This is a genomic window from Rhizobium sp. 2MFCol3.1 (genome assembly GCF_000377565.1).
Classification (GTDB): domain Bacteria; phylum Pseudomonadota; class Alphaproteobacteria; order Rhizobiales; family Rhizobiaceae; genus Rhizobium.
On sequence record NZ_KB898355.1, the window covers coordinates 436752 to 461220 of the forward strand.

19 protein-coding genes are annotated in these 24469 nt (G+C 62.5%); 9 read left to right on the forward strand and 10 right to left on the reverse strand.

All coding sequences use genetic code 11. The features are described 5' to 3' along the window. The first annotated feature begins 88 nt into the window (after nucleotides 1-88). From D460_RS0107925 to D460_RS0107965, 9 genes are all read left to right on the forward strand, one after another. Nucleotides 89-1117, forward strand: a complete 1029-nt coding sequence (locus D460_RS0107925; protein WP_018898001.1) for an ABC transporter permease — start codon at nucleotides 89-91, stop codon at nucleotides 1115-1117. Further along, complete coding sequence (locus D460_RS0107930; RefSeq protein WP_018898002.1) at nucleotides 1117-1998, forward strand: ABC transporter permease; 882 nt, start codon at nucleotides 1117-1119, stop codon at nucleotides 1996-1998. Before D460_RS0107925 ends, D460_RS0107930 begins: the two co-directional genes overlap by 1 nt. Before the next feature lie 3 nt (nucleotides 1999-2001). Then, nucleotides 2002-3648 (forward strand): ABC transporter ATP-binding protein, encoded by a 1647-nt coding sequence (locus D460_RS0107935; protein WP_018898003.1) that lies wholly within the window; start codon nucleotides 2002-2004, stop codon nucleotides 3646-3648. A gap of 12 nt (nucleotides 3649-3660) precedes the next feature. Then, the gene (locus tag D460_RS0107940; protein WP_018898004.1) at nucleotides 3661-5217 is read left to right on the forward strand and encodes a hydantoinase/oxoprolinase family protein; all 1557 of its coding nucleotides are present in this window, start codon (nucleotides 3661-3663) and stop codon (nucleotides 5215-5217) included. Next, nucleotides 5210-6343, forward strand: a complete 1134-nt coding sequence (locus D460_RS0107945) for a DUF917 domain-containing protein (RefSeq protein ID WP_018898005.1) — start codon at nucleotides 5210-5212, stop codon at nucleotides 6341-6343. Before D460_RS0107940 ends, D460_RS0107945 begins: the two co-directional genes overlap by 8 nt. Nucleotides 6344-6381: 38 nt before the next feature. Then, complete coding sequence (locus tag D460_RS0107950; protein ID WP_026282910.1) at nucleotides 6382-7980, forward strand: ABC transporter substrate-binding protein; 1599 nt, start codon at nucleotides 6382-6384, stop codon at nucleotides 7978-7980. Nucleotides 7981-8055: 75 nt separating this feature from the next. After that, complete coding sequence (locus D460_RS0107955) at nucleotides 8056-9132, forward strand: DUF917 domain-containing protein (protein WP_018898007.1); 1077 nt, start codon at nucleotides 8056-8058, stop codon at nucleotides 9130-9132. Then, complete coding sequence (locus D460_RS0107960; RefSeq protein ID WP_018898008.1) at nucleotides 9129-10667, forward strand: hydantoinase/oxoprolinase family protein; 1539 nt, start codon at nucleotides 9129-9131, stop codon at nucleotides 10665-10667. Before D460_RS0107955 ends, D460_RS0107960 begins: the two co-directional genes overlap by 4 nt. Nucleotides 10668-10760: 93 nt before the next feature. Next, nucleotides 10761-11717, forward strand: coding sequence for an isoaspartyl peptidase/L-asparaginase (locus D460_RS0107965; RefSeq protein WP_018898009.1), 957 nt, complete (start codon nucleotides 10761-10763; stop codon nucleotides 11715-11717). Nucleotides 11718-11762: 45 nt separating this feature from the next. Here the strand turns inward: D460_RS0107965 and D460_RS0107970 are convergent, their stop codons facing one another. From D460_RS0107970 to D460_RS0108015, 10 genes are all read right to left on the reverse strand, one after another. After that, a complete protein-coding gene (locus D460_RS0107970; RefSeq protein WP_018898010.1) occupies nucleotides 11763-12776 on the reverse strand; it encodes a LacI family DNA-binding transcriptional regulator in 1014 nt (337 codons plus the stop codon). A 110-nt stretch (nucleotides 12777-12886) separates the two neighbouring features. Continuing rightward, entirely contained in the window at nucleotides 12887-14167 is a 1281-nt protein-coding gene (locus D460_RS0107975) for a D-tagatose-bisphosphate aldolase, class II, non-catalytic subunit (protein WP_018898011.1), read from the reverse strand. Nucleotide 14168: 1 nt separating this feature from the next. Continuing rightward, a complete protein-coding gene (locus D460_RS0107980) occupies nucleotides 14169-15113 on the reverse strand; it encodes a sugar kinase (RefSeq protein WP_018898012.1) in 945 nt (314 codons plus the stop codon). A gap of 19 nt (nucleotides 15114-15132) precedes the next feature. Next, complete coding sequence (locus D460_RS0107985; protein WP_018898013.1) at nucleotides 15133-16095, reverse strand: ABC transporter permease; 963 nt, start codon at nucleotides 16093-16095, stop codon at nucleotides 15133-15135. Continuing rightward, on the reverse strand, nucleotides 16092-17609 hold the full coding sequence (locus D460_RS0107990) for a sugar ABC transporter ATP-binding protein (protein WP_018898014.1): 1518 nt from the start codon (nucleotides 17607-17609) through the stop codon (nucleotides 16092-16094). Before D460_RS0107990 ends, D460_RS0107985 begins: the two co-directional genes overlap by 4 nt. Before the next feature lie 172 nt (nucleotides 17610-17781). After that, complete coding sequence (locus tag D460_RS0107995) at nucleotides 17782-18675, reverse strand: substrate-binding domain-containing protein (RefSeq protein WP_018898015.1); 894 nt, start codon at nucleotides 18673-18675, stop codon at nucleotides 17782-17784. Nucleotides 18676-19049: 374 nt separating this feature from the next. Then, on the reverse strand, nucleotides 19050-19307 hold the full coding sequence (locus D460_RS0108000; protein ID WP_018898016.1) for a formate dehydrogenase subunit delta: 258 nt from the start codon (nucleotides 19305-19307) through the stop codon (nucleotides 19050-19052). 4 nt (nucleotides 19308-19311) lie between these two features. Continuing rightward, nucleotides 19312-22191, reverse strand: a complete 2880-nt coding sequence (gene fdhF, locus D460_RS0108005; RefSeq protein ID WP_018898017.1) for a formate dehydrogenase subunit alpha — start codon at nucleotides 22189-22191, stop codon at nucleotides 19312-19314. A gap of 228 nt (nucleotides 22192-22419) precedes the next feature. Next, nucleotides 22420-23976 carry an NADH-quinone oxidoreductase subunit NuoF gene (locus D460_RS0108010; RefSeq protein ID WP_018898018.1) on the reverse strand — a complete coding sequence of 519 codons (1557 nt, stop codon included), beginning with the start codon at nucleotides 23974-23976 and terminating at the stop codon, nucleotides 22420-22422. After that, the gene (locus D460_RS0108015; RefSeq protein ID WP_018898019.1) at nucleotides 23973-24452 is read right to left on the reverse strand and encodes a formate dehydrogenase subunit gamma; all 480 of its coding nucleotides are present in this window, start codon (nucleotides 24450-24452) and stop codon (nucleotides 23973-23975) included. Before D460_RS0108015 ends, D460_RS0108010 begins: the two co-directional genes overlap by 4 nt. Nucleotides 24453-24469 lie beyond the last annotated feature (17 nt).

Sequence of the window (24469 nt, forward strand, 5' to 3'; positions counted from 1 at the left end):
AAAAACTATACCAGTTAGCGCTTGCCCGCTTTGCCTCGATCCGAAATGTTGCGTCCCAGTTCAGTGACGTGCGAGGGCAAATCCGCCGATGCAGCAACATCCGTCGATCACAATTCTCACCAGGCTGGGAACGTTTGTTCTGGTGATGGTTGCCCTGTCGATCATGATCTTCGTGCTGGCACGGGTGGTGCCCGGCGATCCGGCGCGCATGGCGCTCGGTCCAGCCGCAGCGCCCGAGCAGGTCGAGGCGCTGCGCACGCAGATGGGGCTCGATAAGCCGCTCGTCGTTCAATATGTCGACTATATGGGCAAGGCATTGCGCGGCGATCTCGGCATGTCGCTGGTCTCGCAACGGCCTGTCACGACCGATCTTGCCGAGACCGTTCCGGCGACACTCGAGCTCGTGCTGGTCTCGGTCATCTTCATGTTCGCCGTGGCCATTCCGCTTGGCGTCGTGATGGCGCATTACCGCGATCGATCGATCGACCATATCGGCCGCATTCTATCGCTGACCGGCGTGACAATCCCGAGCTTCCTCTTCGCGATCACCCTGCAGCTGCTTGCAGCACGTCTGTTGAATGGTTGGCCGATCATCGGCCGTCTCGATCATGGCCTTGACTGGAGCGGCGGCCCGACCGGCCTTCTGATCGTGGATGGACTGCTCATGGGGCGGCCCGATATCAGCCTCAACGCGCTACAGCATCTGGCGCTGCCGGCCTTCGCGCTCTCCATGGCCGGCATCGGCCAGATCACCCGCATCACCCGATCGGCGATGATCGAAAACCAGCGCAAGGATCACGTCCTGACGCTGAAGAGCTTCGGCGTGCCGGAGCGGGTGATCATCTTCAAGTATCTGCTGAAGCTGTCCTCGATCGCTCCGTTGACGATAATGGGGCTCGAATTCGCCTCGTTGATCGGCAATGCCTTCGTCATCGAAATGGTCTTTGCCTGGGGCGGCTTTGCTTCCTACGGCCTGACCTCGATCCTCCAGAAGGATCTCAACGCCGTCACCGCCGTCGTTCTCGTGGCGGGTCTCTTCTTCATTGTCGCGAACCTGATCGTCGATGTCCTGATCACGATCATCGACCCGCGCCTGCGCCGCAAGGAGGCACGCTGATGGCCGATCTGAATATGCTCAACACGTCCGATCGCGGCCTCAGCAGTGGCTACATGATGTGGTACCGCTTCAGCCGCAACCCGGCTGCCGTCATCGGTACGCTGATCATCCTTTCGGTTCTCTTTCTGGCCACTTTTGCGCCGTGGCTGACGCCCTATCCGAAGCACATCGGCGCAGTCGTCGATTTCCGCGCTCGCCATCTGCCTCCGGATGCGGCGCACTGGTTCGGCACCGACAAGGCCGGTCGCGATATTTTCTCGCGCACCATCTTCGGTCTGCGCATCTCGCTTCTTCTGGTGATCGGAGTGCTCGGCATCTCTGTGCCTGTCGGCGCTGTGCTCGGCCTGATGGCCGGCTATTTCGGCGGATGGGTCGAAAAGCTGATCAGCGGCCTGACCAATGTCATGCTTGCCATGCCGCCCCTCGTCATGGCGCTCGCGGTCTCAAACCTGCTCGAACCGACGCTGATGAACGCGATGATCGCCATCACGCTCCTGTGGTGGACGTGGCATGCGCGGCTGATCTACGCGGTGTCGAAGCAGATCGCCTCGGAGGATTATATCGAGGCCGCGCGTCTGGCCGGGGCGGGCCCGATCCATATCCTGTTTCGCGAGATTCTGCCGAACTGCGTGCCCGTCATTTCGGTGAAGACCACGCTTGATGCCGCCTTCGTCATTCTCTTCGGCGCGACCCTCAGCTTCCTCGGCTTCGGCGTGAAGCCGCCGACGCCCGACCTTGGCTCCATGGTCGCCGACGGCCGTCAGTTCATGCCCGATTTCTGGTGGGAAGTGCTCTGCCCTGGCGCCGCGGTTTTCTACGTCACGCTCGGCTTCAACCTCCTGGGCGATGGCTTGCGCGATATGTTCGATGTGGAGAGCTGAGATATGACCGACGCATTCCTGAAGGTCGACAATCTCGACGTCTTCTTCACCACATACGGTCGCACGCGCCAGGTTCTGCGCAATGTCAGCTTCTCCGTTGCCGCCGGCGAGCGCGTGGCGCTGATCGGCGAGACGGGCTCCGGCAAGTCGGTCACGGCCAAGGCGATCATCGGCACGCTGCCCAAGAACGCAGCCGTCCGTTCCGGCTCGATCACCGTCGGCGGTCAGGATGTGCTGAGCATGTCGCGCTCCGACCGCGAGGCGCTGAAGGGCACCGCGTTCTCGCTGATCATGCAGGACCCTCTGTCCTCGTTCAATCCGGTCTTCAAGATCGGCACGCATCTCGACGACGTCATGCGCTTCGCCGACAAGCGCAACGGCATCAGTTCCTCGAAAGCCGAGCGGCGTGAGCGCATCGCCGCGGTGCTGCGACGCGTACAGCTCGCCGATACCGAGCGCGTCATGAACGCCTATCCGTCCGAGCTTTCCGGCGGTATGCGCCAGCGCGTGCTGATCGGGCTGGCACTTCTGCACCGCCCGAAGTTGCTCATTGCCGACGAGCCAGGCACCGCGCTCGATGTCACGACGCAAGACGAGATCCTCAACCTCATCAACCAGCTGGTTGTGGAGGAGGGCATGTCACTGCTGATGATCACCCACAATCTCGGCGTCGTCCGCAAGGTCGCCGATCGGGTCGTCGTCATGCATCACGGCGATATCGTTGAGACGGGCGCCTGCGCCGAGATCCTTTCGGCGCCGCGAGAGGATTATACGAAATCGCTGCTGAGCGCCGTGCCGCCGCTTTATGGCTCCGGCGTGCTCGATCTTGCGGTCAGCGACCAAGAGCCGATCGTTTCGATCCGGGAGCTCAACAAGATCTACGGACGCCGCCCGGGTTATCATGCGGTGCGTGATGTCGGCCTGACGTTGCGCAAGGGCGAGATTTTCGGTTTGGCCGGTGAATCCGGCTCGGGCAAGACGACGGTCGCCCGCATCATCATGGAGCTCACGCGGCCGACCAGCGGAAGCGTGACGATCGATGCTCCGTCGCCCGGCAAAGGCAAGCGCCTGACCCAGATCGTCTACCAGAACCCCGGCACCTCGCTCAATCCGAAGCGCACGGTGAAGCAGACACTGACCTTGCCGTTGAAATCGATCGGCCTGGACGGAGCGGCGCGCGAGGCCCGCATGAACGAGCTGATGGGCTTGGTGCGCCTGCCGCAATCCTATCTCGGCAAGTATCCGCACGAGCTTTCCGGTGGCCAGAAGCAACGTGTGGCGATCGCCCGCGCGCTCGCGGCCGAGCCGAAAATCCTGATCCTCGACGAACCGACCGCGGCACTCGACGTGTCGGTTCAGAAGACGGTGATCGAGCTGCTGCTGCAGCTTCGCGATGAGCTTGGCCTGACCTACCTGATGATCAGCCACGACCTGTCGCTGATGCGCAATTTCTGTTCGCGCATCGCCATCATGCTGCGCGGCGAGATCATCGAGGAGGGCGGCACGTCCGCCGTGTTCGCCGAACCCAAACACCCCTACACCCGCGCTTTGATCGCAGCGATCCCGGTCGTCAGCGATGAGGAGGAGCGCCAGAAACCTGTCGTGACCGAAGAAGAGCGCATGCGCTTTCTCGTCAAGACGACCGATTGAGAGGAGCCTGACGTGTATCGCGTTGGAATTGACGTTGGTGGCACCAATACGGATGCCGTCGTACTTGAAGGCAAGACGGTGCTTGCGGGCGTGAAAGCCTCGACCACGGAGGACGTGACCTCCGGCGTGATCGAAGCGCTCGAGAAGGTCATCGAGGCCTCGGGCATTGACCGAGCACGCATCGCCGCCGTCATGATCGGCACCACGCATTTCACCAATGCGGTGATCGAGCGCCGTCACATGGATCAGGTGGCGGCGATCCGCCTCGGCCTGCCATCCGGCGCCGGCCTGCCGCCGATGGTCGATTGGCCCGATGATATTCGCGATGTCGTCGGAAACCACGGCTACCAGGTACGTGGCGGTTATGAATTCGACGGTCGCGAAATCTCGCCGCTCGACGAGGACGAGCTCGTCCGCATCGCTGGCGAGATCCGGGCCAAGGGCTTGAAGGCCGCAGCCGTCACCTGCGTGTTCAGCGGCATCAATGATGTGATGGAACTGCGCACCAAGGAAATTTTGCAGCAGCATTGCCCCGGCCTGCCTGTCGTCATGTCCAAGGATATCGGTCGTCATGGCCTGCTGGCGCGTGAGAGCGCTGCGATCATGAACGCCAGCCTGCTGTCGCTGGCCGACCGCACGGTCGCGGCCTTCGGCAAGGCGCTGGAGACCGCGGGGATCAAGGCACCGTTCTATATCACCCAGAACGACGGAACGCTGATGGCGGCCGATGTCGTAAGGGCATTCCCGGTGCTCACCTTCGCATCCGGCCCCACCAATTCCATGCGCGGCGCGGCTTTTCTCACCGGCATCAAGGATGCCGTCGTGGTCGATGTCGGCGGCACCACCTCCGATGTCGGTTCGCTCGCGCACGGTTTCCCCCGTCAGGCGTCGACGACCGTCGATATCGGCGGCGTGCGCACCAATTTCCGCATGCCTGATGTATTCTCGATCGGCCTTGGCGGCGGTTCACTGGTCGTCGAAGGAGAGAAGGGGATCAGCATCGGTCCGAAATCCGTCGGCTATCGCGTTCGCCAGGATGCGCTCTGCTTCGGCGGCTCGATCCTAACCGCAACCGATATCGCCGTTGCATCCGGCAAGGCCGATGTTGGCGACAAGAGGCTGGTCGCAGGCCTCGACAAGGCATTGGTGCAAGCAGCGGCGGCAAAGATCGACGCCATGCTGGAAGCCTGCGTCGAGCGCGGCCGAATCTCGTCAACTCCGGTTCCCGTCATCGCCGTCGGTGGTGGCTCGATCCTGATGCCGGAGAAGATTGGCGATCTCGACGTCATCCGGCCAGATAACTTCGCCGTCGCCAACGCGGTAGGTGCTGCAATCGCCCAGATCAGCGGCGAGACCGATCGCGTCTTCTCGCTGATCGATGGCCGCACACGCGAAAGCGCGCTGGCGGAAGCGGAAGCCGAAGCCCGTGAAAAGGCGATTGCCGCGGGCGCTGTTGCCGAAACACTCGAAGTCATCGAACGCGAGGACACGCCGCTGGCCTATCTGCCGGGTAATGCCACCCGCATTCATGTGAAGGTCGTTGGAGAAATGGGAGGCTACGATGGCTGATGCGCGCAAGCTGAAATATGACGAGGCCAATCTGCGTACGCTGACGGTCGAGGATCTCGACGCGCTGGAAATCGGCGCCGGCATTCTCGGCACGGGCGGCGGTGGAAACCCTTATCAGGGTAAGCTTCTGGCGCTGGAAGCGATGAAGGCCGGCTACGAGCTGAAGATCCTCGCCACCGACCAGATCGAGCCGGATGCGCTGTGCATGTCGATCGGCGGTATCGGCGCGCCGGTCGTCGGCACCGAACGCCTACGTGAGGGCCGTGAGGGCCTGCGCTGCCTGCGCGCCATGGAAGACCTGATCCGCCAGCCGATCGATGCGATCGTCTGCGAGGAGATTGGCGGCGCAAACGCCATCAACCCGCTGGTGACGGCAGCACTCGGTGGTCTGCCGATCCTCGATTGCGACGGCATGGGCCGCGCCTTCCCGGAAATGCAGATGACCACCTTCTCGATCTATGGCCACAGCTCGACACCATCGGTCATGTGCGACCTGCATGGCAATGCCGTGATCTTCAGCCACGCGGTTTCCGAAGTCTGGCATGAACGCATGGCGCGGGCCTGCGTGGTGGCGCAGGGCGGCGGCGCGATGCTCGCGACCGCACCGATGCAGGCGCATTATGTCCATCGTTATGGCATTCCGAAGAGCTACTCCAAGGCGATCGCGCTCGGTCAGGCCGTCATCGACGCCCGCAAGGCTCAGGAAGACCCGATCGCGGCGGTGTGTGCGCTCGAAGGTGGTCGTCGGATTTTCAACGGCAAGATCACCGATCTTAAGCGCCACCTGCGCGGTGGTTTCGCGGTCGGCGAGATGGAGCTTGCCGGCTTCGACGACAGCAACGGCCAGACGGCCAGCGTCGCTATCCAAAACGAGTTCCTGATCTTCCGCCGCAACGGCAAGGTCGAAGTCACGGTTCCTGATCTGATCGTACTGCTCGACGTCGATACCGGTTATCCGATCACCACCGAAATGCTGCGTTACGGCCAGCGTGTCGCGGTGCTGGCCATTCCCTGCCACGACCTTTTGCGCAGCGCCCAGGCGCTCGAGGTCGTCGGGCCGAAGGCTTTCGGCTACCCCGAGCTCACTTTCTCACCACTGCCGTCGATCTCGCGCCAGGCTGCCTAACCATAAGCGGATGTTCCGCATCTAAGAGAGGAACTTGCATGAAAACCACGTCCAGAATGTCCCGCATTACTGCGCTCGCGCTCGGCACCGGCCTTGCGCTGATGATGCACTCGGCTTCGGCATCCGCCGCCGACGAGAAGGTGTCGATCGCCGTCAACACAATGCAGATCTTCTCGTCGCTAGATCCGGCCAAGGTGACCGATTACACCGGCTACATGGCGATCGTGAACATGTATGACGGTCTCACTACGGTCAGCCCATCAGGCGAAATCGTGCCGCATCTGGCAAAGTCCTGGGATGTGTCCGACGACGGCCTGACCTACACGTTCCATCTGCGCGACGATGCGAAGTTTCAGGATGGCACCGCTGTCAAGGCATCCGACATCGCATGGTCGGTGCAGCGCCTGATCGGCATCAACAAGGGGCCTTCCAACCTCATCGTCGGCCTGATCAAGCCGGAAAACATCACGACGCCGGACGAGCAGACGGTGGTCTTCAAGCTGGAGCGCAAATTCTCGCCGTTCATGGCGGTGACGCCGATCTTCATGGCGATGAACCAGAAGCTGATCGAGGCCAACACCAAGCCTGAGGACAAGTGGGGCGAAGCCTATGTCGGCGAGCATTCCGCCGGCTCCGGCCCCTACAAGCTGGTTAGTTACAACCGGTCGGCCGACATGGTGATCGCCCGCAACGCCGACTATTTCCTCGGCTGGACCAAGGGCAAGCCGATCGACGAAGTCCGCTTCGTGCAGACGAGCGACGACGCCACCGTCAAGGCTCTGGCCGAAAAGGGCGAACTCGGTCTTACCTCGCATGGCCTCGGCAACGACACCTATGAAGCGATCGGCAAGATGGACGGCTACAAGCTGATCCAGACCCGGACCGCCGGCGGTTTCGTCATCAAGCTCAACACAAAGGTCTACCCGACCGACGACGTGCATGTGCGCCGGGCGATTGCTTACGCGACCGACTACAAGACCATTCAGGAAGTGATCTATCCGGGCTTCGACATGAAGGGCCCGCTCTCGGATGCCTTCAAGGATGCCCATAACGACGGCATCGAGCCTGGTGTCTTCGATCTTGAGAAGGCCAAGGAAGAACTGGCGAAGTCCAAGTATGCCGGCCAGGAGATCACGCTGGTGAACAGCTACGTCGCGTCTCTCGCCTTCGAGGGCGAAGTGGCGCTGCTGATGCAAGCAAACCTCGAACAGATCGGTATCAAGCTCGACATCAAGCCGGAGCCGTGGAACCGCATCGTCGAACTCTCCGCCAAGCCGGAGACGACGCCGGCCTCGACCCAGGTCAACGTTTCGCCGAGCTATCCTTCGCCGGATGCGATGTTCTACAACCAGTATCACTCCAAGGCATCGGGCACCTGGTGGTCGATGGAATGGTTGCAGGATCCAGAAGTCGACACGCTGATCGACAAGGCGCGCGGCGAAACCGACGTGGCTGCCCAGAACGCGACCTACAAGGAGCTGCAGACCAAGATCGCCGAGCTTCAGCCCGACATCTGGGCCGTCGCGCCGAACCGCCGTTACGGCGCCAGCAAGTGCCTGCAGGGCTATGCCTTCATCCCGATGCAGAGCTGGGATCTGAACTTCTCCAACTTCTATTGGGACTGCAAGGCGAACTGATTTCGCCGCGTCACACGAATTTCCGGTCCGCAGCCATGCGGGCCGGGCTTTGCCAGCGACTGCATGGATAACAAAATGCTTCAGGAATTCCCCGAGGAAAATATCGAACCGCTCGCCACGGGCGCCTGGATTCTGGGCACAGGCGGCGGTGGCAATCCCTATATCTCCACGCTCAACCTGCGCCGGCTTTATGCCGAAGGCCGTCGCGTGCAGATCATGGACCCGATGGATCTTGAGGATGACGACATGGTTGCCGTCGTCTCCAAGATGGGTGCGCCGCTGGTCGGCCAGGAACGCCTCAGCGATCCCGTCCATCTCGCCCGCGCCGTCGAGGTGATGGAGGATTATCTCGGGCGTCCGTTCCGCGCCATCATGAGTGTCGAGATCGGCGGTTCCAACGCGCTCTCGTCCTTTCTCGCAGGCGCCATGCTCGACCGCCCTGTTGTCAATGCCGACGCGATGGGTCGCGCCTATCCCGAAGCGCAGATGACCTCGTTTGCGATCGGCAACCTGCCGATGTTCCCGCTGTCGTTGGTCGACATCCGCGACAACGAGGTGATCGTCACCCGCGCCGCGTCGTGGAAGTGGATGGAACGCATCTCGCGCAAGGTCTGCACCGAAGTCGGCTCCACCGCCGCCACCTGCAAGGCGCCCCGCACCGGCCGTGAGGTCAAGGACTGGGGCATTCATTACACCGTCACCAAGGCGACCGAACTCGGCCGTGCCGTCATCGAGGCGCGCGCGCGTCATGACGATCCGGTCAAGGCCGTGCTCGACCATGAAGGCGGCAAACAGCTGTTCCGCGGCAAGATCGTCGATGTGGTGCGCGAAACCACCGGCGGCTTCCTGCGCGGCAAGACCGTCATCGAGGGCATTGATGCCGACAAGGGTTCGCGCATGGAACTGGCCTTCCAGAACGAATGGGCGGTCGCCTTCCGCGATGGCCAGCCCGTTGCCATGACGCCTGACCTGCTCTGCCTGCTCGACACCGTCTCGGGCGGCGCCATAGGCACAGAATCCGTGCGTTACGGCCAGCGTGTCACGGTCGTCGCACTGCCGGCACCCGAGCTTCTGACAACGCCTGCCGGCATCGCCGCCGTTGGCCCCCGCGCCTTCGGTTATGACATCGAATTTACATCGGTATTCCCATGAAACGCATCGGTATTGACGTTGGCGGCACCAATACGGATGCCGTGCTGATCGACGGTGACACGATCCTCTCCTCGATCAAGGTTCCGACCACGCAGGACGTGATGTCCGGCGTCAAGTCGGCGCTCGCGCATGTGTCCGGCTCGATCGGCAACACACCGCGCCCGCTTGATGCAGTGATGATCGGCACCACCCACTTCACCAATGCCGTGGTCGAGCGCGCCCGGCTGGAACGTGTTGCGGCGATCCGCATCGCGCTGCCGAGTGGTTCCTCGCTGCCACCGATGTGCGACTGGCCGGAAGATCTGCGTGCTGCCGTTGATCCTTTGATCTTCATGGTGCATGGCGGTCATGAATATGACGGCAGCCCGATCGTACCGATGATCCCGGACGAGATCCGCGAAGCGGCAATGAAGATCCGTGATGCCGGCATTACCTCGATCGCGATCTCCGCGACCTTTTCGCCGCTGACGACGGAATGCGAGACGGTTGCGGCCGAGATCGTCCGTTCGATCATTCCGGAAGCCCGTATCACGCTGTCGCATACGCTGGGCCGCATCGGCCTTCTGGAGCGTGAAAACGTGGCGCTGCTGAACGCCGCCCTGCAATCGCTCGGCAAGACCACCGTACAGGCGTTTTCCGACGCATTGCGTGAAGCCTCGATTGCCGCCCCGTTCTTCCTCACCCAGAACGACGGCACCGTGGCGCTGGCGGATGTGGCGGCAGCCAACCCGGTCCACAGCTTCGCCTCCGGCCCGACCAACTCGATGCGCGGCGCGGCTTTCCTCACCGGTCTCACTGATGCGATGGTCGTCGATGTCGGCGGCACCACGTCGGATATCGGCTGCCTCATCGGCGGCTTCCCGCGCGAGGCCAACAACATCGTGCATGTCGGCGGTGTGCGCACTCTGTTCCGGATGCCCGACCTTCTGCCGATCGCGCTTGGCGGCGGCACGATCATCGATCCCGAAACCGGCAAGATCGGCCCACGTTCGGTCGGTTACCGCATCCTCTCGGAAGCGCTTGTTTTTGGCGGCAATACGCTGACGACATCGGACGTTGCCGTTGCGGCCGGCCTGATCGAAATGGGCGACAAGGATCGAGTGAAGGGTCTCGATCCGGCCTTCGTCAAGGCCAGCCTTGAGCGCATCCGCGACATGGTCACCGACAGCTTTGACCAGATGAAGACCTCTGCCGAGGATGTGCCGCTCATCGCGGTTGGCGGCGGCGCTTTCCTGATCCCGGAAAAGGTTTTGGGCGCTTCGGAAGTGCTGCGTGTCGAAAATGCCGGTGTCGCCAATGCACTTGGTGCCGCCATGGCGCAGGTCTCGGGCGAAGTGGATCAGGTGTTTTCCGGCATCAGCCGCGACGAGGCTCTCGCTACCGCGGAGGCGGAAGCGCAGGCGGCGGCCGTTGCTTCCGGCGCAAGTCGCGACAGCCTGAAGACGCTCGAAGTCGAGGATATCCCGATCGCCTATCTGCCGGGCGGTGCGCGGCGTGTGCGCGTGCGAGTCATCGGTGATATCGAACTCGCCTGATTGCGCGTGAGATCAAGTTTTGCACCCCGCGTAGCCGCGGGGTAGCGCCTGGGACGCGAACCGATCCCGCCACGTAACAAAGGGAGATGCTCCATGAGCAAGATTGCACTCGCCATCCACGGTGGTTGTGGCGTTATGCCCAAACAGGATCTGAGCGAAGCGGAATGGGCGGCGGCGCGCGTCGATCTTCACCGATCGCTACAAGCCGGCTGGGCGATCCTTAATGCTGGCGGAACAGCGCTGGATGCGGTCGAGGCCGCGGTCGTGGTGATGGAAGACAGCCCGCATTTCAACGCCGGTCATGGCGCCGCGCTGAATACCGATAGCGAACACGAGCTTGATGCTTCGATCATGGATGGACGCACGCTTGAGGCTGGTGCGGTGACGCTTGTCAAACGCATCCGTAATCCGGTGAAGGCCGCGCGGCGTGTCATGGAGAAGGGCGACGCCGTGTTGCTGGGCGGTGCCGCCGCCGATGAATTCGCCAAGGTCGAAGGTCTCGATATCGTTGCGCCCGCTTACTTCACCACCGAACGACGCGTGGAGGCTCTGGCTGCGATGAAGGCACATGCCGCCGCAGGCACCGCAGCCAAGGCCAGCGAGTCGGAAAAACACGGCACGGTCGGCGCGGTCGCGCTCGATGCGGCCGGACACCTTGCCGCGGCAACCTCGACCGGCGGCTACAACAACAAGCCTTCAGGCCGCATCGGCGACACACCGATCCCGGGCGCTGGGACCTATGCGCGCGACGGGATTTGCGCGGTGTCGGGGACGGGCAAGGGCGAATATTTTATCCGCTACGCTGTCGGCCACGAAGTCGCGAGCCGGGTGCGATACCTCAAGGAAAGCGTCGACCAGTCGGCCACATCAGTCATCATGGAGGAGCTGAAACCCCATGATATCGGCGCCGGCCTTGTCGCGGTTGGCGCGGACGGATCAGTGAGCGCGCCCTACAATACCGACGGCATGTTTCGCGGCTGGGTCGAGGATGACGGCAAGTTCTTTGTCGCGACGCACGAAGACGTCTTCGTCTTGTCGGACCGCGACTAGAATATACAAATTGCCTGGCGGCCGGCGCGGGAAGCACCGGCCGGATCAGGCCGATTGCCTCAGAATGATCTCGGCATTCAACAGCACCTGCTCAGGGACATCTGACGACGCGCCTTCACTTTCCTGATCCATCTTGTGGAGCAGGAGCTGCATGGCGATGCGGCCGATATCGTTGTAGCTCTGCGCAACCGTCGTGATCGGTGGGCAGGCGTAGCGCGATAGCGGGTGGTCGTCGTGGCCGGCGATCCTGAGGCTGCAGTCGGGCGCACGGCCGATTTTCACGCCCGCCTGATAGGCGGCCGCGATGGCGCCGAACGCCACGCGGTCATTAGCGCAGAGCACGGTCGAGGTCGGGAAGCCGCCCTGTTCGAGGATGCGCTTGGTTTCATCGTAGCCGAACTTCTCGAAATCCCAGCCGGCGGCCTTTTCGATCGGCAGCACGATCGGCTCCATCCTCAGCTCCGTCATCGCCTCGATATAGGCCATTTCGCGTGTCGATGCGTTCGTGTTGACGGGCGGCATGCCGAGATAGCATGGCGGCTCGCCGGAGCGGCAGAGATAATCGACAATCAGGCGAAAGCTCTGGCGGTTGTTGGTGCCGACAAAAGGCGAGACATCATCGAGCGGCGAATCGACGAAGATCAACGGGATCGAGGCCGACAGCGCCAGAAGGGTTTCGTGGTGCGACTGCACGCCAAGCGGCGCGATGATCGCCCCGGCGACATTCATCGATTTGAGTGTCTCGATCGCGCGTGCTTCCATCGAAGCATTGCCGTCCGACGATAGCACGAAGGCAAGCAGACCGGCGTCGTTGGCGATGAGTTCGACGCGGCGCGTCAGCGCCATGTAGAACGGGTCCGTCGAGTTGGGAATGATGATCCCGATGATGTTGCTGCGCCGGCGGTTGAGATTGACGGCGAACATGTTCGGCCGAAAACCGCTCTCCTTGAGGGCCGCTTCGATGATATCGCGGGTCTTGCGCCGCACGGAGCTCGGGTCGTTGAAGTACTTCGAGACGGTCGGCCGCGACAGGCCGACATATTCGGAAAAGTCCTCCATCGTTCTGATCGGCCTGTCTGACAAACGCGCGTCCCACTCATTTTTTATTTAATCGATTGAAATCGTTGATACAGTTCAATCAAAACTTTTGCGCCGGTGCAAGCCGCGCCTTAGGCGCGGCAGGCTTCGAAGTAATCTTCCAGCACGCGGTCGACGGCCGCAAGCGCCAGCGAACGGGCATCCGGTTTGACCTTGCCGTCGCGCACACCGACATAGGCGCCGGTCAGGTACTGGTTGATCAGGGTCTCCGGGATCTGCACGCCATCCAGCAATGAGAACAGCGTCTTCACGGCCGCGTCGATCTCCGGCTGCGGCCAGTAGTAGCGGATACGGTCGCTATAGCTGAAGTGGCGCTGGATGTGCTTATCGGCGTCCGTTCCGTGATAATACTTGTCCCAGTTCTTCGGATCGGCAGTCAGCACGCGCTCGATGGTGGCAACCAGCGTTTCCTTGCGCTTGTCTGGAAACAGGAACGCGGCGATCTGGTCGAGCCCGTAATAGGCTTCGCGCAGCGCGAATGTCAGGCCGGGGCCGACCTTCAGGATGGCGAAGCCGTCCATGACCAGCTGCCGCAGCATGTCGCGGGTCTGGTAGTCGGTGGAGTGAGCTTCGAAGACCATGCCTGGCATGTCCGAAAGCGTGGCGCTCAATGCCGCCGCTTTTTCCGGGGCGTAGGCGATGACGTTCTCGTTGCCGAACTCAACACCCGGCTGGACCACGGCGCCGACCACACGGGAGAACGCGTCCGACACGCCGGCGGCCTCGAAGGCCTGGCGGTGGATGGCAATGGTTTCGCGCGCAGCGTCCGGCTTGGTCACCTCAAGCTCTTCGATCTCTTCCATGGCGCCGCCGGGGATCGGCACTTCGGTGCCGACGATATAAACAGGCTTGATGCCATCCGAGCCCTTCAACGCGGCCTCGGCCACTGAGGCGAGCTTTGCGGCGCGCTCAGCGGTGATCGCGTCGGGCAGGGCGACCGGCTCGCCGGCGCAGCCCATGCTGGTATCGAGATGCAGCTTTGTGAAGCCAGCCTTGGCGAAAGCCTCGATCATCACGCAGGCCTTGGCCATCGCCTCGTCGGCGGGCAGGCTCTTCCATGGATTGGGTCCGAGATGGTCGCCACCGAGGATCAGCTTTTCAAGCGGAAAGCTGGTCTCGGCCGCTATCTTCTCCACGAAGGCACGAAAGTCGGCCGGCGTCATGCCGGTATAGCCGCCGTCCTGGTTCACCTGGTTGCAGGTGGCCTCGACGAGCAGGTGGGTATCTTGCTTCAGGGCATGCAGCATCGACGCCTCGATGACGAGGGGATGGGCCGAGCAGATCGAGGGAATGCCTTTCACGCCGGTGCCGTGGCGCCATTGTGCGATTTCCGTGAGGTAGCTCTTCTGCATGTCAGGCTTGTCCTTGCACTTTGATGAGGGCGTCGAGTTCGGCTTGCGTGGATGCGCCTTCCATCGGGCCGGCCTTGGTGACGGCGCGGGCACCGGATGCGTTGGCGTAGCGCAGCGCTTCGGCCGGGTGCATTCCCTTCAGCCAGAAGGTGACGAAGGTCGCGCCGAAGCAGTCGCCGGCACCGGTCGGGTCGACTTCCTCGACCTTGTAGCCCGCGAGATCGATCTGGTTAGCCTTGTCGAAATAGCTGGAGCCCTTCTCGCCGCGTTTAATGACGATGGCCTTGATGCCCTTTGCGAGCAGCTCGGCAACGGCTTCCTTCTCCGTTTTTGCCTCGGCGAACAGGAACAGCTCCTCGCCGCTCGGCATGAAGAGATCGGTAACGGCGAGAACGGTCTGCAACGCCTCGCGCATGCCGGGGCTGTCGAGGATTTCGGGGCGCAGGTTCGGGTCGAAGGACACGGTGCCGCCGGCGGCCTTGATTCGTTCGACGGCGGTGAGGATGCTCTTCACCACGCTCGGAGCGTAGAGGGCGGTGCCCATGACGTGCATGTGTGTGCAGCCGTCGATCAGCGCCAGCGTCTTGTCCGAAAGCTCGATCTCACCGCAGGCGCTGTGGCGGATGTTGAAGACGAAGGCGCGGCTGCCATCTTCGCGGTAGCGCACGAAGGCGCTGCCGGTCGTGCCCTGCGGGACAACCTCGATGCCGGAGACATCGACACCGTCCTCGGTCAGGCGATTGATGTTGACCCAGCCGAAATCGTCATCGCCGACGCGGGAGATGATCGCGCAATCCTGGCCGAGCTTGCCGACCTGATCGATGAAGATGGCTGGCGCGCCCGACGGGAAGGGGCCGATCAGCGGCACGGCTTCCCGAAAACCATTACCGCGATTGGTGGCGACGATTTCGACCAGGATTTCGCCGATGGTGAGGATTTTCGACATGGCTGCTTGCTCTTGAAGTTTACTGCTTGGCGCGCTTCGAGCGCACGTCGAGATAGACGGCGACGAGGATGACGAGGCCCTTGACGATCAGCTGGTAGAAGTAAGGCACCGACAGCATGTTCATGCCGTTGTTGAGCACGCCGATGATGAGCGCGCCGATCAGCGTGCCGATCATGGTGCCGACCCCACCGGCAAGGCTCGTGCCGCCGAGAACGGCCGCGGCGATGGCGTCGAGTTCGTAGCTCATGCCGGCGTTGGTCTGGGCCGAGAACAGGCGCGAGGAAAGCAGGATGCCGCTGATCGCCGCCATGATGCCTGATATCATGAAGATGATGATCTTCAGGCGATCGACCTTGATGCCGGAATAGAGCGCAGCCTCGCGGTTGCCACCGGTAAGATAGGCGCGGCGGCCGAACTTGGTCTTGCTGAGCAGGATGTGGTTGAACAGGAAGAGCACGGCCACGACCCAGATCACGATCGGGATGCCGATGAAGCTCTGGGTGCCGATGGCCGTCCAGGTCGGCTCCATGATCATGGCAGGCGCGCCGTTCGTCGGCAGGCTGACCATGCCGCGATAGATACCCATCGTCGCCACGGTGACGATGAAGGAGGGCAGCAGAAACTTCGCGGTCAGGACGCCGTTGGCGAGACCCAAAAGCGCGCCGGCTGCGAGCGTTAGGACGAGTGCAGGAACGAAGCCCATACCGAACGCGAAACACTGTGCTCCGACCATGCCGGCGACTGCGATGATCGAGCCGATCGACAGGTCGATCTCACCGAGCAGGATGACCCAGGTCATGCCGAAGGCGGCGATCGCGATGACCGAGACCTGCTGCAGTACGTTCAGGAAGTTGGCAACGGACATGAACCGCTGGTTGGTGATCGAGAAGATCACGCAAAGGACGATCAGCGATAGGAAAATACCGCCATACTGCTTCATTACCTGCCGGAATGCGGCATTGGCTGCGTGTCTGTCGCTCATGATACAAATCCCGTAGCAAAGCTCATGATCTTCTCCGGTGTCATCTGATCGCCGGCAACGATGGCGGTGGCCCGCCCTTCGCTCATGACGACGGCGCGGTCGCTCATGCCGATGACTTCGGGGAGTTCGGAGGACACCAGCAGGATTGCCGTGCCTTCCGCCGCCAGTTGGCGGATGATCTTGTAGATTTCAAACTTGGCGCCGACATCGACGCCGCGTGTCGGCTCGTCGAGGATGAGGATCCTCGGCTTGGTCAGCAGCCACTTGGCCAGCACGATCTTCTGCTGGTTGCCGCCGGACAGCGATCCCGCCGAGGTCTCGAGCGACGCCGTCTTGATGGCGAGCCGGCCGACTTCCACCTTTGCGTCGTCGCGTTCGCGGCGGCGCCTGAGGAAGCCGAAGGGGCTGGAATAGTTGTCGAGCGCCACCATCGAGATGTTGCTCTCGACACTGTGGCTGAGCACCAGCCCTTCTTCCTTGCGGTTCTCGGTGACGAAGCCGATACGCCGGTTAATGGCATCGACGGGGGAGGTGATCGTTACCGCGCTGCCGTCGATCGAGATGGTGCCCGAAGTCGGCTGCGTCATGCCGAAGAGGGTCTTCATCACCTCCGAACGGCCGGAACCGATCAGGCCGAAGAAGCCGAGGATCTCGCCCGGGCGGACATCGAAGGAGATGCCCTCGAACTCGTCATGGCTGGAAAGCCCGCTCACCGCCAGCACCGGCTTTTCGGTAAGCGCTGGAGCCGGCACGTCGCGCGGCGGGTAAATCTCGTTCATGTCGCGGCCGACCATTAGCGCGATCAGCTCATCGATCGTGGCCTCGGACTTGTCGCGCGTGATGATGTAGCTGCCGTCGCGCACGACGGTGATGTCGTCGCTGAGCCGCATGATCTCTTCCATGCGGTGCGAGATGTAGATCACGGCGACGCCGCGCGCTTTCAGCTGCGCGATGATCTCGAACAGGATTTCGGCTTCGCTGTCGCTGAGCGAGGATGTCGGTTCGTCGAGGATGACGACCTTGGCGTCGATGCTGAGGCCCTTGGCGATCTCGACCAGCTGGCGCTGGGCGATCGACAGGTCGCCGACGCGCTCCTGGACGGATATCGGCAGCTTCAGATCGGCGACGATCGCCGCGGCCTGGCGCACGAGTGCCTTGTCGTTGATGAAGCCGGCCCTTGTCGGCTCGCGGGTCGCGAGAATATTCTCGGCGACGCTCAAATTGTTGCAGAGGCTGAGTTCCTGGAAGACGATCGTCAGGCCCGCTGCCGCCGCATCCTGCGGGTTGGCCGGCGCATAGGGCTTGCCGTCGAGAAGGATCGAGCCCGATGTCGGCTGGTAGACACCGGCGAGGATCTTCATCAGCGTCGATTTTCCGGCGCCGTTTTCACCGAGGATCGTGTGAACCCTGCCGGGCCGAACCTTCAGCTGCATGTTCTTCAACGCGGTCACCGCGCCGAAGACTTTCGTAATGTCCTTGATCTCGAGGATCGCGTTGTCGCCGGAGGTTTCCATGGCGTCACCTTTCACCAAGAGCCGCAGGCATCGGATGGATGCGTGGGGCGCTCTGATTTGTCGCGGAGATGTCGCTACTTTCCGGCGGCCAGCCCCTCAAAGAACCCGGCCGCCGGAAGGAGCGGTCACTGTGCGATACTTGGGACCTTCGCACAGTGCGCCTTGGGAGGACTTACTGCTTCTTGACGTAGACGCCGGGAACGATCGGCTGCTCGGCGGGCACGTCCTTGCCGGCCTTGAGGTCCAGCGCGGTATCGACGGCGAGCTTGCCCATCTGGTCCGGGAACTGCTGGATCACGCCAACCATGTCGGGATCGCTGTCGACCGCCTTGATCGCCTCAGGCATGCCGTCGAAGCCGATGACCTTGACCTTGCCAGTCAGGCCGGAAGACTTGACCGCAACGGCTGCGGCCAGTGCCGCGTCGTCACCGAAGCCGAAGATGCCGTTGATATCTGGGTTTGCCTGCAGCATGTTCTGCGCGACGGCCAGCGCCTCGGCGCGGGTGATGCCGGTCTGGATCGAAACGATCTTGATGTCGGGATGCTTGGCAATGGCTTCCTTGAAGCCGTTGACGCGGTTCACGACCGACTGGACCAGCGGATAGTCGATGATAGCGACATTGCCCTTGCCGCCAAGCTGCTCGGCCATAAGTTCGCCAGCCTTGACGCCGCCGGCATAGTTATCGGTGCCGATGTAGGACGAAACCTTGGCGCCCTCGACCGGAACGTCGACGGTGATGACCTTGATGCCGGCTGCCTCAGCGCGGGCGACGGCCGCGAGCGCGCCCTTGCTGTCAACAGGCGACATGATGATGACGTCGACGCCCTTGACGATAAAGTCTTCGATGTCGGCGAGCTGCTTGTTCAGGTCCTGATTGGCAATCGCGATCTCGACGGAGACGTTCTTGGCCTTTGCTTCAGCGGTGATCGCCTTTGCGAGCTCGTTATAGAAAGGATGCTGCTGCGTCAGCAGCGACGCGCCAATGCCTTCGGCCTGCGCGGTGAACGCGGCGAGCGAGAAAGCGGCGGAAACGAGCAGCGACTTCGCGATGCGAGAAATGGTCAATTTTTCCTCCCGGAAACGTATCGAGGCCTGTGCTTGGGACCGTCGGATATGGCCGCCTCCTGAGCCAACCGACGCCGCCTATTCACCATTAAACTTTGCGCGCGTCAACTTTAAAATCTATATGCGTTAAATTAATTTTGATGCGAGAACATATCGCCATGCGCAGAAAGACAACGCCGGCAAGCCCGCCGGCGGCGTGCAAGCAGCAGTGAAGACCGCTCGATCTTGCTGTGAAGGAGGGAGTGAGAGAAGCAGTCCGGCATGGCAGCCGCTTGACGCAATGAAGCGACCTCGGATCGATGCCACGACCAAGGAACCTAAAGGCCTGTACCGCTCACAATGCTACGATCAGTGAGCGCGGACACACCGTGCCTTCAGCCGATCGTCTCGGGATTGGGCGGCGCTACCGGCGCCGGCCGTTTGATCAGCGGCACAGCCTGCAGCACCAGCGGACTGAGCGTATCCGTCTCGAGCTCGACGATCTCGAACAGTTGCTTGCGCATGCGCGGCTCCCAGAACTTGTTGATGTGCGCGGCCACGCCTTGCGCGGCCTCGGCTTCCGGCTGGGTCGCGAAGAATCCAGCGATCTGGTTCGCCATATAGACAAGCTTGTCGTGGGTGCCGTGTGACATCGCCTTACTCCGCCGCCTCGAGCTTGCCCGAAATCCGTCGGCTCTGCCGCGCCTGCTCGTCGTACTCGACCTGCCAATCCGTCGGGCCGTTGGACGGCGAGACCTGGACAGCAGTCACCTTGTACTCCGGACAGTTGGTCGCCCAGTCGGAGAAGTCGGTGGTGATGACGTTCGCCTGCGTGTCCGGATGGTGGAAGGTCGTGTACACCACGCCGGGCGAGACTCGATCGGTGATGAGCGCACGCAGCGTCGTATCGCCCGATCGGCTCATCAGCTTCACCCAGTCGCCATCGCGGATGCCGCGCTGTTCGGCATCATGTGGGTGGACCTCCAGCCGGTCCTCGGAGTGCCAGACGACATTCTCCGTGCGCCGCGTCTGCGCCCCGACATTATATTGGCTGAGAATGCGCCCCGTCGTCAAAAGCAGCGGGAAGCGTGGTCCCGTGCGTTCGTCGGTCGCGATATATTCGGTGCGGATGAACTTGCCCTTGCCGCGCACGAAGCCGTCGACATGCATGATCGGCGATCCCTGAGGATGCGCTTCATTGCACGGCCACTGCACGGAGCCCATCTTTTCCAGATAGTCGTAGGAGACCATGGCGAAGCTCGGTGTCGTTACCGCGATCTCATCCATGATCTGAGACGGGTGCTGGTAATTCCAGGCAAGGCCCATGGCCTGCGCCAGCTTTTGCGTCACTTCCCAGTCGGCATAGCCGTTCTTCGGGCTCATCACCTTGCGCACGCGGTTGATGCGCCGCTCAGCATTGGTGAAGGTGCCGTCCTTCTCGAGGAAGCTCGAGCCCGGCAGGAAGATGTGGGCGTAGTTCGCCGTCTCGTTCAGGAAGAGATCGTGAACGACCACGCACTCCATAGCCGCCAGCCCCGCCGCCACATGCTTGGTGTCTGGGTCGGACTGCAGGATATCCTCACCCTGGACGTAGAGCCCCTTGAAGGAGCCATCGACGGCGGCGTCCAGCATGTTGGGGATGCGTAGGCCCGGCTCGTCGCTGATCTTCACGCCCCAGAGCTTCTCGAAGATATCGCGCGTCGCATCGTCGGAGACGTGGCGATAGCCCGGAAGTTCGTGCGGGAAGGAGCCCATGTCGCAGGAGCCCTGCACATTGTTCTGGCCGCGCAGCGGGTTCACGCCGACGCCGGGACGGCCGATATTGCCGGTTACCATCGCCAGGTTGGCGATCGCCATAACCGTCGTCGAACCCTGGCTGTGCTCGGTCACGCCAAGCCCGTAGTAGATCGCGCCATTGCCGCCTGTGGCATAGAGACGGGCCGCACCCCGCAGCATCTCCGCCGGCACGCCGGTCAGCGCTTCCGTCGCCTCCGGGCTATGGTGCGGCTCTGCGACGAAGGCCGCCCAGTCCTCGAACTCCGACCAATCGCAGCGCTCGCGGATAAAGCGCTCATCGAACAGGCCCTCGGTTACGATCACATGCGCCAGCGAGGTCATGACCGCGACGTTGGTGCCCGGCTTCAGCGGCAGATGATAGGCCGCCTCGACATGCGGCGAGCGGACGATATCGGTACGGCGCGGATCGATGACGATCAGCTTGGCGCCCTGGCGCAGGCGCTTCTTCAGGCGCGAGCCGAAGACCGGGTGACCATCCGTCGGGTTGGCGCCGATGATGACGACGACATCGCTCTTCTCGACGCTGTCGAAATTCTGGGTGCCCGCCGAGGTGCCGAAGGCCTGGCCTAGGCCATAGCCTGTCGGCGAATGGCAGACACGTGCGCAGGTGTCGACATTGTTGTTGCGGAAACCGGCGCGCACCAGCTTCTGCACCAGATAGGTTTCCTCGTTGGTGCAGCGCGAGGAGGTGATGCCGCCGATCGAATCGCGCCCATACTGATACTGGATGCGCCGGAACTCGGACGCTACATGCGCAAAGGCCTCGTCCCAGGTCACCTCGCGCCAGGGATCGGTGATCTTCTCGCGCACCATCGGGTTCAAGATGCGGTCCTTGTGGCTGGAATAGCCGTAGGCGAAGCGGCCCTTGACGCAGGAATGCCCGCGGTTCGCCTGCCCATCCTTCCACGGCACCATGCGCACCAGCTCCTCGCCGCGCATCTCCGCCTTGAACGAACAGCCGACGCCGCAATAGGCGCAAGTGGTCACGACCGAATGCTCCGGCTGGCCGATTTCGATCACCGACTTCTCGATCAGCGTCGCCGTCGGACAGGCCTGTACGCAGGCGCCGCAGGAGACGCACTCCGACGAGACGAAATCCTCGTGCATGCCGGCCGAAACCCGGGAATCGAAGCCGCGCCCCTCGATGGTCAGTGCAAACGTGCCCTGAACCTCCTCGCAGGCCCGCACGCAGCGCGAACAGACGATGCATTTGGCCGGATCGAAGGTGAAATAGGGGTTGCTCTCATCCTTCGGCGCCCATTTGGCGTTGAGCCCGCCATTGTCGCGCGCCTTGACGTGGTTGTCGCCCTCATAGCCGTAGCGCACATCGCGCAAGCCAACGGCGCCCGCCATGTCCTGCAGCTCGCAATCGCCATTGGCCGCACAGGTGAGACAGTCGAGCGGATGGTCGGAGATATAGAGCTCCATCACGCCGCGGCGGACGTCCTTGAGCCGGTTCGTCTGCGTCGACACCACCATGCCCGCTGCAACCGGCGTGGTGCATGACGCCGGCAGGCCGTTGCGTCCCTGGATTTCGACCAGACAGAGCCGGCAGGAGCCGAAGGCGTCGATCATGTCGGTGGCGCAGAGTTTGGGGATCTCGATGCCTGCATCCATCGACGCGCGCATGATGGACGTGCCCTCGGGCACGGTCACCTGGTTGCCGTCGATGGTGAGCGTCACCATGGTCTCGGAGGCGGAGGCCGGCGTGCCGTAGTCGATTTCATGAACGAGGGACATGGTGTGCCTCCGTAAGAGAATGATCTGCTGTCGTGGATGGCGCGAAGACCCCTCCCCAACCCCTCCCCACAAGGGGGAGGGGCTTCGGATGTCGCGCTCTTCCCATTCTCGTCTCAACGTTTTCACATGCGCGAGGGTCATCTTGATGTGACGAGCGTGCCGCAGTTAAGCCCCTCCCCCTTGTGGGGAGGGGTTGGGGAGGGGAATAGACGTTAGATGCAGCGTTGATCATTCCGCAGCCTCCACCATCGGCCCCGGCGCGAAATCGTCAGGAAAATGCGCCATCGCGCTCAACACGGGATAAGGCGTGAACCCACCCAGCGCGCAGAGCGAACCGAATTTCATGGTGTTGCAGAGATCGGCAAGCAGCGCCCGGTTCTTCTCCGGCTCGATACCGCTGGCGATCTTGTCGGCCGTTTCCAACCCGCGCGTCGAACCGATACGACAGGGCGTACACTTGCCGCAACTCTCGACAGCGCAGAACTCCATCGCAAACCGCGCCTGCTTCAGCATGTCGGCGCTATCGTCGAAGACGACGATCCCGGCATGGCCGATAAGCCCGTCCCTGGCCGCAAAGGCCTCATAATCGAACGGCGTGTCGAACAGCGCACGCGGAAAATAAGCCCCCAGCGGCCCGCCCACCTGCACCGCCTTGACCGGCCGCCCCGATGCCGTACCGCCAGCGATCTCATCGACGATCTCGCCCAGCGTCAGCCCGAAGGCCACCTCGTGCAGACCGGGATGCTTCACATTGCCGGCGATCTGCAGCGGGATCGTGCCGCGCGAGCGGCCGATGCCGAAATCGCGATAATGGACGGCGCCCTTGTCCATGATGACGGGGACGGACGCGAGCGAGATCACGTTGTTGATGACAGTGGGACAGTCGAACAGACCCTTGTGCGCCGGCAGCGGCGGCTTGGCGCGCACGATGCCGCGCTTGCCTTCCAGGCTGTTCAACAACGCCGTTTCCTCGCCGCAGACATAGGCGCCGGCGCCGGTGCGGATCTCGATCTCGAATGCCTTGCCCGAGCCGAGCACCGACGGACCGAGCACGCCAGCGCGTACCGCGATCTCGACCGCCTCGGTCATTGTAGCGATCGCATGCGGATATTCCGAGCGGATGTAGACGAAGCCCTTGGTCGCCCCGGTCGCCAGCCCCGCGATCGCCATACCCTCGATCAGCACGAAGGGATCGCCCTCCATGATCATCCGGTCGGCGAATGTACCGCTGTCGCCCTCGTCGGCATTGCAGACGATGTATTTGCGCGCACCCGGCGCATCGAGCACGGTCTTCCACTTGATGCCGGTCGGGAACCCCGCGCCGCCGCGCCCGCGCAGACCGGAATCGGTGACGTCCTTGACGATATCGGCCGGCTGCATGGCGACGGCGCGACGCAGACCGGCGAGGCCGCCATGCGCCTCGTAATCGGCAAGCGAGAGCGGATCGATCACGCCACAGCGCGCGAAGGTCAGTCGTGTCTGTCGCTTGAGAAACGCGATCTCCTCGACCGCGCCAAGACAGAGCCGGTGATCGCCGCCCGAGATCAGCCCGGCATCGAACAATCCCGCGACATCCCGCGCTTTGACGGGGCCGTAGCCGATCCGCTCGCCGCCCACCTCGACCTCGATCAGCGGCTCCAGCCAGTGCATGCCGCGCGAACCGTTGCGTACGATCACGGCATCGATACCGCGATCGGCGATCTCCCTGGCAATCGCAGCCGCCACCTTGTCGGCGTCTAGCGCCAGTGCGGCCGCATCGCGCGGAATATAGATGCGGACACTCATCGGCGTGCCTCCGCGATCATCTCCTCGATATCGGCAACATCGACCCGGCCATGAACCTCTCCATCAAGCATCACTGATGGAGAGCACGAACAGAGCCCGAGACAGAAGACCGGCTCCAGCGTGATCGCCCCGTCCGGCGTCGTGCCGTGCCAATCGATCCCAAGCATCGCTTTCACCCGCTCGGCCAGACGGTCTCCCCCCATCGACTGACAAGATTCGGCGCGACAGAGCTTCAGCACATGGCGGCCAGCAGGGTGGTTGCGATAATCGTGATAGAAGGTGACGACGCCGTGCACTTCCGCACGCGACAGGTTGAGCCCATGCGCGATGACGGGAAGCGCCTCCTGCGGGACGTAACCGAACACGTCCTGGATTTCGTGAAGAATCGGCAACATCGGCCCTTCGAGCGTCTTCAGACGATCGACGATCTCACGCACCTGGTCGGAAATATCGCCGTTGGCGACACGAATATTCATCAGCGGCCCTCCCAGAC